The sequence below is a fragment of the Microcoleus sp. S13_C3 genome, assembly GCF_036700905.1.
Classification (GTDB): Bacteria; Cyanobacteriota; Cyanobacteriia; order Cyanobacteriales; family Microcoleaceae; genus Microcoleus.
On record NZ_JAUBPT010000181.1, the window covers coordinates 1 to 15,494 of the forward strand.

The window sequence follows — 15,494 nt, forward strand, 5'->3', positions numbered from 1 at the left end:
GAGCGCAGTGAGTTGGAAACTCTCATGCTGCGTTCTTAGGGGAGGGGACAGAGGTGACTCTCGAACCTCACCCGACAATCTAGTAAAGCTCTTTCGATGTTGCTTTATATAGTGTGGCAATCCCTCAACTCTCTATCTCCCTCGCCGTTGGCATTGGTCATGCTTAGGTTTCGGTCTTGCCCTGCCTTTCATCCTGCCACTAAGCTGAGTACAGCTATAGTGGGGGAATTCCCGTGCCCGCGAGTTAAAAATAAGATCGTAAAATAGGAATACCTCAAGCTATTTATAATTTTTTATTGTTCTGTCCGCTCCGAAGGAGCGTGAATATTGCTACAGATGACAACAGACTCTTTCAACCTGTCTCTCCTAGAACGGGCGATCGCAGCGTCGAGCAACAGCATCCTCATCGCGGATGCTCGCAAGCCTGACACACCTATAATCTACTGCAATCCTGCTTTTGAGAAACTAACCGGTTACAGTACCCAAGAAGTTATTGGACGCAACTGCCGATTTTTGCAGGGCCCCGATACCGATCAGGCCGAATTAAATAAACTCCGCCGCAGCTTGCAAGCGGGAACGGAAATTCAGGTAGTTCTCAAAAATTATCGTAAAGACAAAAGTCCTTTTTGGAACGAATTAATGGTTTCCCCCATTCTCGACAATGACGGAGAATTAACTCATTTTATCGGAGTTCAGAACGATATTACCAAAAGAGTAGCAGCCGAAACAGCCAGGGAAGAAAGCGAAGAAAGATTGCGGGCTATCGCCCGCACGACTCCCGTTCCCCTGTTAATTACGCGCCAAGAAGACAGCGTAATTTTGTATGCAAATCCTGCCCTCGGAGAAAGTTTATGTTTGAGTTCCGAACAACTTGTAGGACGCAAAAAAATTGAACTTTATGCCAATATCAATGACCGCCGTCAATTGCTAGAATTAGTCAAACAAAACGGCTTTAGTGACAGCGAAAAAATCTGCCTCAAGAAAGCAAATGGCAGTTTTTTTTGGGTAAAAATGTCGATGCGAGCGATTAATTTTAATGGCGAAGCCGCAATTTTATCGGCATTTTACGATATTACCGATCGCGTAGAAGCAGAAACCGCACTACGGCAAAGCGAAGCGAGGTTTCAAAAACTAGCCGCCAACGTTCCGGGAATGATTTATCAATTTCAGTTAGCAGCAGACGGCACTATGTCATTCCCCTACGTCAGTTCCGGCTGCCGCGAACTCTGGGAATTAGAACCAGAGGTACTCCAAAACTCAGCTATTCCCGCGATCGAAATGATTCATCCAGACGATGCGCCAAGCTTCCAGGAATCTGTTGCTATCTCAGCTAGAACTTTAGAGCCTTTGCGGTGGGAAGGCAGATTTGTTTTTCCGGGCGATCGGATTAAGTGGGTTAGCGGGGCTTCCCGGCCAGAACAGGGCGAAAAAGGTGACATTATTTGGGACGGCGTGTTGATTGACATTAGCGATCGCAAACTTGCAGAATCAGCACTGCGGCAAAGCGAAGCCAGATTCCAAAAAATGGCCGCCAATGTGCCCGGAATGATTTATCAATACTTGCGGCATCTCGACGGTTCCGATGAATTTATTTATCTCAGTTCAGGCTGTTGGGAACTCTACGAATTAGATCCAGAAAAAGTTCAAAAAAAGTCTGATTTAATGTGGTCAACGGTGCATCCAGAAGACCTAAAAACTCTGTTAGAATCAATCGCAATTTCCGGCCAAACTCTCAAACCTTGGATATATGAAGGGCGGATCGTAACCGGATCGGGAAAAGTGAAATGGATTCGCGGCATTGCCCGCCCCGAAATGCAGCCTGGGGGCGATATACTGTGGGAGGGGGTGACAATCGATATCAGCGATCGCAAGCTAGCAGAAATCGCCCTCAGCGAGTCAAAAATCGCCCTGCAACAAGCCAATCAAGAACTGGAAAAGCGCGTCCTAGAACGCACGGAAGCCTTGGAAACATCCCAAAAAATGCTGTGGTTGGTAATCAATAACATTCCTCAGTTAATCGCCTGGAAAGATCGAGATTTATTTTACTTGGGAGGCAACAAAAATTTTGCCAAAGTCGCAGGTTTCAATCACCCCAGTGAAATCGCCGGTCTCACCGACTTCGATATGCCCTGGAAGCCGGAAGAAACAGAATTTTTTCGAGCCTGCGACCGCCGCATCATGGCAACCAATACCCCAGAATATCACATCATAGAATCCAAAATGCAAGCCGACGGCACCCAGTGCTGTCTGGATACAAATAAAATACCTTTACACGACAATTCCGGCAATGTTGTCGGCATTTTATCTACGTTTGAAGACATCACCGATAGGCTTTCCCTAGCAGCTCAAGTCCGGGCCAGCGAGGAACTATTTCGCACAATTTTTGAAGATGCACCCATCGCTATCTACTTAGCTAATTTAGATGATAACAAGTTAGTGAGAGTTAATAAAACTTACTGCGAAATGCTGGGATATACCGCAGCCGAATTGCTCGCCAAAACATTTATTGAACTTGGGCATCCAGAAGATTATCCAAAAAATCTCCAAGTTGCTGATTCTCTTGATCGGGGCGAAATTACTCACTATCAAATCGAACTCCGCCAGATTACCGCTACAGGTAAAATTGTTTGGGTAAATGTGACAGCTACTTTGATTCGAGACGGTGAAGGAAAACCTATTTACAACTTAGGGATGATTGAAAATATCACGAACCGCAAAATTTCCGCCGCCGCACTCCAAGCTTCCGAATCTCAATTAAGAAAACAAGCCGCCCAATTGCAAGAAGCCTACGAACAACTACAAAACGCTCAAATCCAATTAGTTCAATCCGAAAAGATGTCGAGTCTCGGTCAGATGGTGGCTGGGATTGCCCACGAAATCAACAATCCCGCAACTTTTATTAACGGCAATATTTCTCACACTTACAACTATTTTCACGATTTAATTGAACTGTTAAGTCTCTACCAGGAATGCTATCCGTCCCCAGTACCTCAGATTGCTGAAAAAGTTAAGGAGTTAGAGCTAGATTTTCTGAAGGAAGACTTGCCGCGAATGCTAAATTCCATGAGAGTAGGAGTAGAAAGAATCAGTAATATTGTGTTGTCGCTGCGGAATTTTTCGCGACTGGATGAATCAGAAATGAAGTTGGTAGACGTTCATGAAGGAATTGACAGTACACTGTTAATCTTGCAGCACAGATTGCATCATACCAGTATAAAAAACGGGATTGAAATTATTAAAGAATACGGAAAACTACCCAAAATTTACTGTTGTGCGGGTCAGTTAAACCAGGTATTTCTAAATATTATCAGCAATGCGATCGACGCTCTAGAAAACCAACGGGAACCTCGGACGATCGTGATTCGCACCCTCATGAAAAAAGCTGGCATGAAAAGCCACAGTAAAAACCAGCTCAGTGATTGCGATCGCATTGTAATTTGCATCGCCGACAGTGGCCCGGGAATGAGCGAAGAGGTTCGCAAGCGGCTATTTGACCCGTTCTTCACCACCAAGCCCGTAGGGGCTGGAACCGGCTTAGGATTATCCATCAGCCATCAGATTGTGGTAGAAAAACATAAGGGAAGCCTGCGGTGCATCTCAGCGCCCGGACAGGGAGCGGAATTCTGGATTGAAATCCCCTGCTGAGCGATCGTCCATTAATCTAAAAGTTTAAATATCTAACTTTTAATTCCCAATTGCCGTCGGTGCTTGAGTTATCAGGGTTTTGAATTAACCGCACTCAGAGGCCGAAATAAATCCCACTCAGCGGTGTGCTAATCTGCTGCCCTTATTCGCTAGGCAATTATGCTGAAAAAACTACCTTTATCCTGGTCTCGCTACATTCCAGCCGGGTTGACGCTGGCTTTGGGTGTCGGACTGTCGATCCTAGCATTCGCCTTGGTTTGGGACTGGGAAGACAAGCGCCGCGACTACGAAATGCAGCGCCGCATCGACGATATTTCGATCGGCATCGAACGCCAGCTCAACTCCGACTTAGATACTGTTCTGGCCCTCAGCGACTACATGAAAGCCTTCAGCGCCGTCGAGCGTTCCTCTTTTGCCCGGTTTGTCGCCCGTCCCCTAGCCGTCCACCCCAGCCTGCAACTCCTGGCTTGGGCCCCCCGCGTCCCCAATTCGCAGCGGCGCAACTACGAAACCAAAGCTAGAACCGAAACAGAGCCCAGCTTCGAGATTACAGAGCGCGGCCCGCGAGGAGAACTCCGCAAGGCTCTCCAGCGTTCCGAATACTTCCCGGCTTTCTACGTCGAACCACCAGCCGGAAACGAGATAGTATTAGGCTTTGACCTCGCCTCCCACCCAGAAATCCGCGCCGGGCTCGATCGAGGGCGCGATACAGGAGAAATGATTGTCACCAACTACATCGGCTTAACTCAGGGCAATTCCTCGGAACCAGGTCTTTTAGCCATAGTTCCGATTTACGAAAACAGCAGTAAACCGACTACCCTGGAATCCCGTCGCCAACTGCTACAAGGATTTGTTCTGGGCGTATTTCGAGGCAAAGATATTTTCCAAACCTCTTTAAAAGGACGCAATACCGACTACCTCAATATTTATCTCGTTAGCGAGGCTCCAGACAAGCAACAAGCAGCGTCGCTGTTACCGCAAAGGGCCAACCCGGTTCTCAAAAATCTCCTTGCTCAGAGGCAAATTCAGCAATTTGCGGTGCAGTTCCAATCCGAGAGCCAACAAGTGCTTCCAGCATCAGCCGCTGCGGAACCATCCCTCATGCAAAACTGCCCGATTCTTGACAATCCAGGCCCGAACTATACAGCTTGCAGAAGGCGGCTGAAAATTAGCGGCCGCCAGTGGTCTATGTACGTGTCGGCTACGCCGGAAATTCGCCGGATTCGCAAGCACTGGCGCTCTTGGGGAACTCTGACGATGGGGATGCTGTGGACTCTGATTCCGGTGACATATATGCTGACAGCTTTGAGTCGCACCGCCCAAATCGAAAAGCTAGCCCGAGAAAGAATTCGCCAAGCCGAACAGTTGCAAGCTGCTTACCTACAGTTGGAACTCGAACAAGCTAAATCCGAGCAACTGCTGCTAAACGTTTTGCCTGCTGCGATCGCCCTGCGTTTGAAGGACAATGAACACAATATCGCGGAAAGTTTTGCGGAAGTAACTGTGATGTTTGCCGACATTGTGGGGTTTACAGAGCTTTCGTCGAGAATTTCAGCGACGGCGGTGGTGAAAGTGCTCAACGATATTTTTTCGGCTTTTGACCACTTGGCCGATCGCCACGGTTTGGAGAAAATTAAGACTATTGGTGACGCTTACATGGTTGTCGGCGGTTTGCCTACGCCCAGAGACGATCACGCCGAGGCGGTTGCGAACATGGCGATCGATATGCTGCACGAAATTCGGCTGCTAAGTTTAGAACATTCGGAACCTTTCAGCATTCGGATCGGGATTAGCAGTGGCCCAGTCGTTGCCGGCGTGATCGGCTTAAAAAAGTTTATTTACGACCTCTGGGGCGACACAGTAAATATTGCTTCGCGCATGGAATCCCACGGGATTACCGGCTGCATTCAAGTCACCGCCGAAACCTACGAGATATTAAAAGATAAATATACTTTTCAGAAGCGTGGCGCCATTCAAGTTAAGGGCAAGGGATACATGGTTACTTATTTACTGACTGGGAAAAAAGATTATTAATCCAGCCCAAAAACGGATACAAGCCTCCGAATCCGCGATCGACTAAGACTTTCGATCGCTAAACTAAGGAATGAGAATTAAATAACTTACAATTTTTATTGTTCTTGTGGGATGGGCGTCCCGCCCGTTCTTTCTGGACGGGCGGGACGCCCATCCCACAAATATGTGTAAATTATTTAATTCGCGATCCTAAGATATAATAAGCTCAAGGTCTTCTGTCACACCTGCACCACAATGAGGAAAAACCATGACGACGCTGCTAATTCAAACCCAAAGCGTCCCAATGACGGTCAATCTCCCTGGGAGCGAATCGATGACTGTTGAACAGTTCTATGAATTCTGTCTAGTCAATCGCGATTTGAGAATTGAACGTACAGCCAGTGGGGAAGTTATTGTTATGTCACCAGCCTTTTCAGATACAGGGAACCGCAACTTTAAGATTGCCGTACAATTGGGGAACTGGGCAGAAGAAGATGGCACAGGTGAAACGTTTGACTCCAGTGCAGGCTTTACCTTGCCGAATGGAGCAACCCGATCCCCCGATGCCTCATGGATTAAACTAGAGCGCTGGAATGCCTTAACTGAAGAACAAAAAGCCTCATTCGCACCGATTTGTCCAGACTTTTTGATTGAATTGCGGTCTGCTAGTGACACTCTCAAGGGATTGCAAAACAAGATGCAAGAATATATTGAGAACGGTGTATCACTCGGCTTTTTGCTCGATCGCAAAAACAGAAAAGTCTACATCTACCGTCCCGATAGCGAACCTGAAATCTTGGATAATCCTGAAACAGTCAGCGGCGAGCCAGAGTTACCGGGATTTGTCTTGCGGATGGCAAAAATCTGGTGATTTAGATCGTTACGCCATACTCAAAGACATCAATTCATCTGTCATTTCAAAATTCGCCGTCACGCTTTGCACATCATCCAAATCTTCCCGTGCGTCCATTAACTTAAGGAGCGATCGAGCTTTTTCAGGAGTGTCTATTTCCACTGTATTGCTGGGAATCCAGCGAGTTTCCGACTGCAAAACTGCCAAGTTTTTGTGTTTCAAATGACACTCCCCGCTCTTTCAGAGACTGGGATTCTTGGTTCATAGATACCTTATTTTTTAGCTCGAATCACTAAATCAATTAACTGTTCTCTTCCCCAGAGTTGTACCCCATTCGCGTGAGCCAGTTTATGAGCATTGGATGTAAACATACTGTTTGTAATAACGATCGCATCTTGCGCCCCGTAATACTTAACCGCACTAACCACTTCTTGCACGGCGGAATTTCCCACTTTTCCTTGATAGCGTTTTGCCTGGACAACGGTTTTCTTGCGGGCTTTAGAGAGAATCAAGTCCGCACCAAAATCCCCCGTTTTGGGTGTCATTTCGACCGCATAACCGAGATTGCGGAAACAGCAGGCTAAAAATTCCTCAAACTCTTCTCCCGTCATGCGATCGACCTGATCGATTAAATACCCAATCTCTGCCACTTCTAACCGCGTAGAACCTGCTAAAATCTGCTTGAATTTTTTCAGCAGAATTGCACTCAACTTAGTAGAAGGAGAATGAGAAGATAAGGGGGGAGCTTGTGATTCAGTATCTATTAAATTCGCAATCTTTGGCACGTCTAAGCGCCCAACAACTTTTATGATTTTTTGGAATTTTTGCATCATACTCGAACTCAACTTATTAGTAGAAGGAGAATCAGAAGATAAAGAGGGAATTTGTGATTCAGCTTGGACTTCAGTTTGTGCTTCAGTGGCTTCCGATACCCCATCCTCGATCGAAGTTTGCTGGGCTAGCTTTTGAGCTTGCTTTCTTTTGCTCAAAACAGCCCGTTGAATTGTCAGCAAAATTTTCCCCTCTTGTTGATTAATTTCACCGTCAGCCTCGACGATCTCAGTGCATCGCTTTAAAAGTGGTTCGGCAAAGTCGAGTTCAAGTTGTTCGAGTAAAATATCCAACTTGGGAAGTAATTTAGACTTATTTGTCACAGCTTCAATCTCAGCTAAAGTCCTGGGATTTAAATTCGCCGCTCGTAATTCCGGTAATAACTCATCCCATCGGGTGAATTTTTTGCTGGCATAGACGACATACACCAAAATCCAATCCATCACCGTTTCTTGTGCGATCGCTGTCTCTAAATATTGCTCACTTTCCGCTTGCAATACCTCTTGTAAATCTTCGAGCTTGGTTTCGATTTGCGAGGAATCGAGATGCGCTTCATAAAACCGACAAGCACCGTATCCCAGCGCGTAAATCATTGTCGCACTGGCGCTAGCATTAATTACCGCACCCGCCAAGGGAATATTGCTGACAAGCGTAACTCCAGCTTCGATCGCTAAATTGCTACCCAAGGACAAACCAAAAATAGCGACAACTTCTGCTTTGCGATCGCTCGATCGCAAATCCATGCCATAGGCGGCAGCAATTTGATAAACCAACTCGGCAGATAACGCCGTCATTGCCGCTAAATCCATGCCAGACAACGCCAAAGCCACGCCGGGAACTAAACTGCTCACCAAGCCACTTCCTGCCGCTAGCAAGGCTTTTTCCACCATCAAGTGATGTGCGATTTCTTGAGGTTTCTCGTGAGGATATTGGCGCTGTAACTCTCGAACTTGCGCCTCGGCATTTACGACATCAACAGCATCTATAGCATTAACTAACCAGTCGATTTTGAACTTTTGGGTCAGTTTTTTCAGGATAGGACTCTGCGAAATAAAAACTAGGGATGAACCAAAAAAATTGGGAACTTGCATTGCTGCACTTCCCGCACTCGCCGCTGCATTCCCCACCGCACTCGCGGTATTAACAATCGCACTTCCAGCACTGACGGCTGCATTCCCCACCGCACTCGCCGTATCAACAATCGCACTTCCAGCAGTGCCGGCGGCATTCCCCACCGCACTCGCCGTATCAACAATCGCACTTCCAGCACTCGCCGCCACACTCCCCACCGCACTCGCCGTATCAACAATCGCACTTCCAGCACTCGCCGCCGCACTCCCCACCGCACTCGCGCTTGCAGAGACGGCTCCGAAAACGGAACCGAACCAATTGGATGTATCCTCTGGTTTAGCCGGCACATTCGATTTGGATCGATCCTTGGTTTCTGATACTTCGGTTGCTGAGAGAACTTCTGGTGAGTGGGTGCTGTCTATTTTGCTTTCGTTGTCTAGCATGGCTTTACTGTGGGTGGAGATTTTCAATGCAGCTTTTTCAGCAATTCCTTGGATTGACACTCCCCCCTCGTGTACAGATGGGGATTCGTTTCCTGGTAATAGTGTAGCGCGATCGTCCCGCTGGCGATTTTTCGTCTTTTGCAGTGCCAACAGGACGATCCCGATCCCTCATCTTTAAAGCATTAAACCATACTCAAAGACATCAATTCATCGGTCATTTCAAAATTAGCCGTCACGCTTTGCACGTCGTCCAAATCTTCCAGTGCATCCATTAACTTAAGGAGCGATCGAGCTTTTTCAGGAGTATCTATTTCCACTGTATTGCTCGGAATCCAGCGATTTTCCGACTGCAAAACAGCAAATTTTTTTTGTTTCAAAACATCAGCCAGTTGTTCCAAATTAGCCACACTTGTAAATACCTCTGCACCTTCAGTGTCCTCATCAATTAATATCAAATCATAAGATTCCGCAGCCGCCTCTAGCGACGCTTCAAACAATTGTTCCTCATCAATAGGGCCGCGTACCGTACAAACCCCTTTGTGGTCAAACATCCAGCCCACACAACCAGTTTCGCCCAGGTTGCCGCCATTTTTAGTAAAAGCTTCTCGCAAGTCAGCCGCTGTGCGGTTGCGATTGTCTGTCAGCGCTTCAATCAGAATAGCAACCCCGCCAACGCCGTAACCTTCGTAGCGAATAGCTTCTAAATCCGAACTTCCTCCCGCCAAGCCGGCACCTTTGGCGATCGCCCTTTCTATGTTTTCATTAGGAATACTCGCCGCCTTGGCTTTTTCTATAGCCGTCCGCAGTTGAAAATTGCCAGCGGGATCGGGAACTCCGCTGCGGGCCGCGACAATAATTTCGCGAGATATTCTAGCAAAAACCTTGCCTTTAACGGCATCAACTCTAGCTTTTTGGCGTTTAATATTCGCCCACTTACTGTGTCCAGCCATACCTATTTGAGATTTTCGATTTAAAATGTGCGATCGAGATTAAAGAATAACACCCTGATTCGGACTAATCAGATTAACGTAGGGTGCACCGGGCAGCGCACCTTACACACATAGCATAGAATGCGATTTTTCGCACGAATCTCAACTTTAATTAAATCGGATAACGGTTTCAGAGTCAGTCAGGTGAGAAGTATCGCCATTAAGTGCGATCGACCATTCTCCCTCACCCCGCACCACTTTCACCAAACAGCACAAAGAAGCGTTAATTTCCGTTTCAGCACAGCCCGCCAGCCCGATCGCAGTTCCTAAAACCGACGCACCGTGACCTACCAATAACATATCTTCGGGAAACTCAGCCGCGAGGCGTTTAGCAGTTTCCCCCGCCCTTTTGAGACAAGCTTCCCCAGTTTCGGGATAATTAGCAATACCGCCTTTGTAGGAAGCATCAATCCTGGGAAAACGCCTGCACAAAGCTTCGACGGACTCAGTTTTTGGCATTTCTGTCATCCATTCAGGATTTAGCCATTCGCACAGTCCCCAGTCTAGTTTAATTGACAAATCGAGAGCTTCTGCCGCGTGATTTGCTGTTTGGACAGTTCGCAGAAAAGGGGAAGCAAAAATATGAGAAATTCCTTCTCCTTTGAGGCGATTGGCGAGTTGTTTAGCTTGAACGTGACCGTCTTCGGAAAGGTGGGGATCGTAGCGGTGTTCTGCGGTGAGAAACCAGTCGGGGTTAACGAAGTCGATGCGGTTTCCGTGTCGTGCGATCCAGACTGTTTGTGGCATGAGTTGGTTTGAGTTTTACTTCTAAGTTTAATATTATATCAAAGATGCTGATTTGGGTTCTTTATGAAATTCGATTGGGATGATAAAAAGTGAATCCGTAGGGTGCGTCGCTGCGATATCTTAGATATAACTTGCAGATTTTTGAGGGCGACGCACCTTACTGACGAGAAGATTATGTGTACCACATCTACATGGAATATGCTGTATATTAAAGATATTGAAGTTTATGAATAAAAATACAATAGGGATGAACGATGAACTGCGATCGGAATATGATTTGAGGAAGTTGTATGTAAGAAGAACGGTAGGCTCTGAACGAAAGACCTTTGGGGGAGCATCTCAATGAAAGCAGCAAAGCTCGAAATTGGAATTAGGAGTTAGGAGTCAGGAGCCAGGAGAAAAGAGTCAGAAGGAAGAAGAAAGAAGTGTTGTTGCAAATATGAGATACTCCCGACCTTTGACCTTTGGTGGTCTAAATATTCGTTTAGAACCGGATGTTGCAGAGATGTTTCCAGATTCTGAAGCAGTGAATGAAGTTCTGCGGTTTTTGATGAGAATTACTAAATAAAACGTAGTGTCTGAGAAATAAGCTCGTCCCTCTATCCGTGCGGCAGTTTTTTCAAGCATCCACTCTAACATGGATTTTAAAATTATCAAAAATATGCTGAAACTGTGCGTTATAGTTCCACAACTATTTGACACGGCGCTAAAATTAAACCAGTCACTCTGTATTGTCGAATGGCTCAATCTATAAAGCAACTCCACGCCCAAATTCAAGCCATGCCCAGCAATTCGGTTAAGGCGATCGTGCTTTCATGGCTGAATCAGTCCAACGGTATTGATCTCAGCGACTTTGAACAATCGCAGAAATTGCTGAGGAAACGGAGGGATATCAGTGGGGAGAAATTGACACAGCAAACGAGTTTCAACCCCTCAGCGAAGAAGGAACGATCGCCTTGAGTCTCGCAGCCTTGCAAGATTACCAAACAAACAAGACGGGCCGAAGAGCACGATCGGGTTAAGCAATGGGCAGATAGTCTAGGGAGCGATCGTTTTGGCTACCTATGCCAAAATAAAGTTAGAAAATAAAGTTAACCATTCATCATAACTTTTATGACTCTTACACTCACCTTACCCCCCCAAATCGAAGCACTGCTGCGCCAACGGGCGGAAAGTACAGGACAAGATATAACCAGCGTTACCCTAGCTGTTATCGCGTTCGGACTTAGCTTTGATGAAAGCGATTTCTTCGAGGCATTAGAAGGGATTCAACGCGGACTTGATGACTTCGATCGGGGTCAGTTTTCTACTCTGGAAGAGTTTGTCGATAGACAAAACCAGAAATACGGACTTTCTTTGGAAGCATAATGTATCGCATTGACTTTTCCAGTACAGCTCAATCTGAAGCTGATGCAGCGTTTCTGAACTTTTCCCAATTCACGACTCCCGAACGCGCTCAAGCATGGTATCAGGGTTTGATTAAAGCGATTTCCTCACTGAAAGAAATGCCGCGTCGTTGTGTTTTAGCCCGTGAAAACGCGTTTTTCAGCCAAGAGATTCGCCAGCTTCTGTATGGAAGTGGTAAAACCACGTATCGCTATTCACTATTTTTGACGATCAACCCATACCAACGGTGAGATTATCCACATTCGCCATGCAGTCCAGCGTGCGATTGGCGAACCCCAAGATGAGGCAGGACCTTATGCTTAGCTTATCTAATTTTTTTGAAATAAGCGATCGCAAATTGCCATGCCCTCCGCAGCCGCGAATTACATTCGCCCCCTAACTCGCAGCATCTTATTCCCGCCTTTTTGAAACTCATAAGGAGCCTCTTGAATTTCTACACTAAAATTTCTCTTTTTCAATTCGGCGACGATCGGATTTAAGCGATCGGATTCTTCCCCGCTAAAACTCTGCAATAGAGGAAAGACGCGGACTTCCTTCGCAACCCGACACATTTCTGTAATTGCTGACCGATGAAATTCTTCGGAAAGCAGGTGAGAATAAGCAAATAAGAAATGGCTGCACAAAGCTAAATCGAATTGACCGTTCTCGAAAGGCAAAACTGGCAGCTCAGCATTAATGTATCGACCTTGCTGCAAACCTGATGGAAAATCTTCTAAAAATTCCTGCATCGCCTTCATTCGCACTTCGCCTAGCTGGTAGGGCGATTCAAAATTATTCCACAGGTAGCCGTCTAAATTGGCTTTAACACCGTCAATCACAGTTTGATATGTTTCTTGGATGCGATCGCCAATTTCCACCGCAGTAAACCGATAAACTGGATCGCAAGAAATTACCTTTTTACCTTGGCGAGTCATTTCGGCATTGAAACTCGCCGGGCCGCCCGCACAATCAAGAATTGCTAGCTTGAGGTCACTTGAGGTCAAGCTAAACATTCCTATGTATTCATCCAAGCAGCGTCCCCAGGGAATTACTTTATCCAATTTTAGTGACACTTGTCTTTGTCCTGCAGAGAGAATTATTTAACATTTTACCTCAAATCAGGGTGGTTTTTTCCTATCTCCTTTCTGTGGCGGGTTGATTTGTATATCGAGTTATGTATGAAAAATTTTGGTCAAACGAGATCCTAATCCTGAGAACACTTGGCGGGCTTTACACTTTCTTTACAAACAAGGTACAAAATAGTTAAGTGCGATCGCACAATTTTTATGCTTCCACCTGTGGATTTTGCAGCGAAGCGAGGCTACACTGGACAGCAGGGAAAATAAACTAAAATCAACTAGCTAAATTGCTCTTGTTCATTGGCAGGCTGCCACCAGGAAAGAAAGATGAAACATAACGTTCAAACCGCTACAAGTCTGAGTTTGTCAGCACTCCTGGTGCTATTGAGTTCGCTGCCCAGTATAGCTCAGTTGCCTGCCGTCAGAACTCCTGCGCCCGCTAGGAACCCAAACAGGCCGAGAGTACCGCCGCCGCCACCTGCGGGTTCGAGTTTGCCGGCGATCGGCAATTCTGGTTCGCTGACGCAAGAAGCAGCTTATACTTTAGGGTCTGGCGATCGCATTGCTTTAGAGATATTCGGCGTCCCTGAATTCAGCAGAGAATATCAAGTGTTAGTTGACGGGACGCTCAATTTGCCAATCATTCGCAGCGTCTCAATTCAAGGGTTGACGCTGGAACAAGCCGCTAACGTAATTACCAAGCGATACGAACCCTTCATCAATGTTCCCGTTGTTACCGTGACTCTGATGGTCGCTCGCCCCCTAAATATAGGTCTTGCGGGTGAAGTTACTCGCCCGGGTTCCTACAAGATTAATCCCACTAGAGATGGAGGAGGAGTAAAATTCCCGACTTTGATGGAAATGCTGCAACTTGCAAAAGGGGTGACATCAGCAGGAGATATGCGAAATGTCCAAATTCGCCGTCCCCGCAGAGGCGGGCCGGAGCAAGTTACTACTGTTGATTTGCAGGATTTTTTAGAGACGGGAAATTTGCGTCAAGACGTTACCATTCGAGATGGAGATACAATTTTTGTACCGACAGCAAGTGCCCTTAATACTGAAGAAGTCCGTCAAAGAGCCAGTGCTAATTTTTCCGCTGATATTACTAAACCAATTGGCGTGGTAATTGTCGGGGAAGTGAACCGGCCGGGGCCTTATACTGTATTTGCTTCGGATGTGCGATCGAGCAACCAACAAACAGAGTTGAGTTTTGTATCTATCGACCAACAGCAAGGAGCAGTTGTGGGCTTACCAACGATAACTAGAGCATTGAAAATTGCTGGTGGTATCACTACAGAAGCTGACATTCGCCGAGTGCAAATCCGCCGCCGAGTCAGAGGTGGCAATGAACAAACTATCATGGTAAATCTGTGGGATTTGCTGCAAAGAGGCGACGCAACTCAAGATATTTTGCTGCAAGAAGGAGATAGCGTAATTATCCCGACAGCAGCTACTGTAGACTTGGCTGAAGTTTCTCAAGTCGCCAATAGCAGTTTTTCTCCGAACGCGATTAGCATCAATATTGTAGGAGAAGTAATTAGGCCTGGGGCTTTGGAGGTGCGGCCTAGTACATCGCTGCACCAAGCTTTGCTGACCGCAGGCAGTTTCAATCAATTGCGGGCTAAAAAAGACAAGGTAGAACTATTGCGTTTGAACCCCAACGGTACTGTTTCTCGCCGCACGATCGAGGTGGATTTTGCTCAAGGCTTGAATCCTAATAATAACCCTACTCTCCGCAACAACGATGTGATTCTGGTAGCGCGATCGGGCTATGCTAGGGTAGCAGACAATATCAACAGATTCTTGCAGCCAATAACAGGAGTTGCAACTGGGATCAGCGCTGTTAGCGGCGTTCTTACGGGGTTTCAAGCAACTATCAACGCTTTTCAAAACTTATTTTTGGGAGGGGATTTCGAGCGGCAAAATCAGCTCAGACAGATTCGCGAACAACGTGAAGACAGACAAGAGCAACGTGAAGACAGACAGCTAGAAAGAGAGATACAACGTGAAGATAGATTGCAGCAAGCAGAAGACAGACGCTTGCAACTTGAAGACAGACAGCGGCAAATAAATCTTCAGAATCAGCAGCTTCTGATTCAACAGCAGCAACTTCAGCTCCAGAATCAGCAGCCGCAGCAAATGCAGCCACAAACTACGACAACTACTCCTTGATATCTAGTCAGGTAAAATAACCCTTATAACTTTGTAGTGAGGACTTCAGTCCTCCCTCCAAAAAAATTGATAGGGGTCGTTAAGCTCCAACTACACACCTCAAGTCCGCACCGAAGAAATTAAAAGTAATAATTTAAACACATATTATCTCAGAAAAATTGCGCGTTGTTAAGGGGTAATTCAAAATATCTGTAGTTTAGACTAGCCAAAGATGAGAACGGTGGCAAAAGAAGAACTAGAGCCACCGCGCCGGGAGAGAATGAGA

General features: G+C 46.4%; 12 protein-coding genes and 1 pseudogene. 8 read left to right on the top strand and 5 right to left on the bottom strand.

Annotated elements, in window-relative coordinates; genetic code table 11:
* The first annotated feature begins 336 nt into the window (after window positions 1-336).
* From QUA16_RS31430 to QUA16_RS31440, 3 genes are all read left to right on the top strand, one after another.
* Window positions 337-3,645 carry a PAS domain S-box protein gene (locus QUA16_RS31430; protein WP_333108220.1) on the top strand — a complete coding sequence of 1,103 codons (3,309 nt, stop codon included), beginning with the start codon at window positions 337-339 and terminating at the stop codon, window positions 3,643-3,645.
* A gap of 159 nt (window positions 3,646-3,804) precedes the next feature.
* Window positions 3,805-5,679 (top strand): adenylate/guanylate cyclase domain-containing protein, encoded by a 1,875-nt coding sequence (locus tag QUA16_RS31435; protein WP_333108221.1) that lies wholly within the window; start codon window positions 3,805-3,807, stop codon window positions 5,677-5,679.
* A 247-nt stretch (window positions 5,680-5,926) separates the two neighbouring features.
* Window positions 5,927-6,529, top strand: coding sequence for a Uma2 family endonuclease (locus QUA16_RS31440; RefSeq protein ID WP_333108222.1), 603 nt, complete (start codon window positions 5,927-5,929; stop codon window positions 6,527-6,529).
* Between the two features lie 9 nt (window positions 6,530-6,538).
* On the opposite strand, the pseudogene QUA16_RS31445 reads toward QUA16_RS31440, so the two are convergent.
* The 4 genes and pseudogenes from QUA16_RS31445 to QUA16_RS31460 form a co-directional block, all read right to left on the bottom strand.
* Window positions 6,539-6,733, bottom strand: a pseudogene (locus tag QUA16_RS31445) (YebC/PmpR family DNA-binding transcriptional regulator); the annotation flags it as partial.
* Between the two features lie 50 nt (window positions 6,734-6,783).
* Entirely contained in the window at window positions 6,784-9,006 is a 2,223-nt protein-coding gene (locus QUA16_RS31450; protein ID WP_333108223.1) for a restriction endonuclease, read from the bottom strand.
* A 32-nt stretch (window positions 9,007-9,038) separates the two neighbouring features.
* Window positions 9,039-9,806 (bottom strand): YebC/PmpR family DNA-binding transcriptional regulator, encoded by a 768-nt coding sequence (locus tag QUA16_RS31455; protein WP_333108224.1) that lies wholly within the window; start codon window positions 9,804-9,806, stop codon window positions 9,039-9,041.
* A 147-nt stretch (window positions 9,807-9,953) separates the two neighbouring features.
* Window positions 9,954-10,592 carry a histidine phosphatase family protein gene (locus QUA16_RS31460; RefSeq protein ID WP_333108225.1) on the bottom strand — a complete coding sequence of 213 codons (639 nt, stop codon included), beginning with the start codon at window positions 10,590-10,592 and terminating at the stop codon, window positions 9,954-9,956.
* Window positions 10,593-10,956: 364 nt separating this feature from the next.
* On the opposite strand from QUA16_RS31460, the gene QUA16_RS31465 reads away from it, so the two are divergent.
* From QUA16_RS31465 to QUA16_RS31480, 4 genes are all read left to right on the top strand, one after another.
* Window positions 10,957-11,160, top strand: a complete 204-nt coding sequence (locus tag QUA16_RS31465; protein ID WP_333108226.1) for a hypothetical protein — start codon at window positions 10,957-10,959, stop codon at window positions 11,158-11,160.
* A 170-nt stretch (window positions 11,161-11,330) separates the two neighbouring features.
* Window positions 11,331-11,552 carry a hypothetical protein gene (locus QUA16_RS31470; RefSeq protein WP_333108227.1) on the top strand — a complete coding sequence of 74 codons (222 nt, stop codon included), beginning with the start codon at window positions 11,331-11,333 and terminating at the stop codon, window positions 11,550-11,552.
* A gap of 153 nt (window positions 11,553-11,705) precedes the next feature.
* Window positions 11,706-11,960: a hypothetical protein gene (locus QUA16_RS31475; RefSeq protein WP_242716968.1), complete on the top strand. Its 255-nt coding sequence runs from the start codon at window positions 11,706-11,708 to the stop codon at window positions 11,958-11,960.
* On the top strand, window positions 11,960-12,229 hold the full coding sequence (locus tag QUA16_RS31480; protein ID WP_333108228.1) for a type II toxin-antitoxin system RelE/ParE family toxin: 270 nt from the start codon (window positions 11,960-11,962) through the stop codon (window positions 12,227-12,229). The genes QUA16_RS31475 and QUA16_RS31480 overlap by 1 nt, the downstream gene beginning before the upstream one ends.
* 132 nt (window positions 12,230-12,361) lie before the next feature.
* Here QUA16_RS31480 and QUA16_RS31485 read toward each other — a convergent pair whose 3' ends face one another.
* Window positions 12,362-13,051, bottom strand: a complete 690-nt coding sequence (locus QUA16_RS31485) for a class I SAM-dependent methyltransferase (RefSeq protein WP_333108229.1) — start codon at window positions 13,049-13,051, stop codon at window positions 12,362-12,364.
* Between the two features lie 333 nt (window positions 13,052-13,384).
* On the opposite strand from QUA16_RS31485, the gene QUA16_RS31490 reads away from it, so the two are divergent.
* Window positions 13,385-15,229, top strand: a complete 1,845-nt coding sequence (locus QUA16_RS31490; protein WP_333108230.1) for a polysaccharide biosynthesis/export family protein — start codon at window positions 13,385-13,387, stop codon at window positions 15,227-15,229.
* Window positions 15,230-15,494: the final 265 nt, after the last annotated feature.

What these genes read in the sequence shown, in the direction of transcription:
- QUA16_RS31475 (WP_242716968.1), top strand. Translation starts at nt 11,706, where the DNA reads ATGACTCTTACACTCACCTTACCCCCCCAAATCGAAGCACTGCTGCGC.
- QUA16_RS31460 (WP_333108225.1), bottom strand. Translation starts at nt 10,592, where the DNA reads ATGCCACAAACAGTCTGGATCGCACGACACGGAAACCGCATCGACTTC.
- QUA16_RS31480 (WP_333108228.1), top strand. Translation starts at nt 11,960, where the DNA reads ATGTATCGCATTGACTTTTCCAGTACAGCTCAATCTGAAGCTGATGCA.
- QUA16_RS31440 (WP_333108222.1), top strand. Translation starts at nt 5,927, where the DNA reads ATGACGACGCTGCTAATTCAAACCCAAAGCGTCCCAATGACGGTCAAT.
- QUA16_RS31490 (WP_333108230.1), top strand. Translation starts at nt 13,385, where the DNA reads ATGAAACATAACGTTCAAACCGCTACAAGTCTGAGTTTGTCAGCACTC.
- QUA16_RS31435 (WP_333108221.1), top strand. Translation starts at nt 3,805, where the DNA reads ATGCTGAAAAAACTACCTTTATCCTGGTCTCGCTACATTCCAGCCGGG.
- QUA16_RS31470 (WP_333108227.1), top strand. Translation starts at nt 11,331, where the DNA reads ATGGCTCAATCTATAAAGCAACTCCACGCCCAAATTCAAGCCATGCCC.
- QUA16_RS31430 (WP_333108220.1), top strand. Translation starts at nt 337, where the DNA reads ATGACAACAGACTCTTTCAACCTGTCTCTCCTAGAACGGGCGATCGCA.
- QUA16_RS31455 (WP_333108224.1), bottom strand. Translation starts at nt 9,806, where the DNA reads ATGGCTGGACACAGTAAGTGGGCGAATATTAAACGCCAAAAAGCTAGA.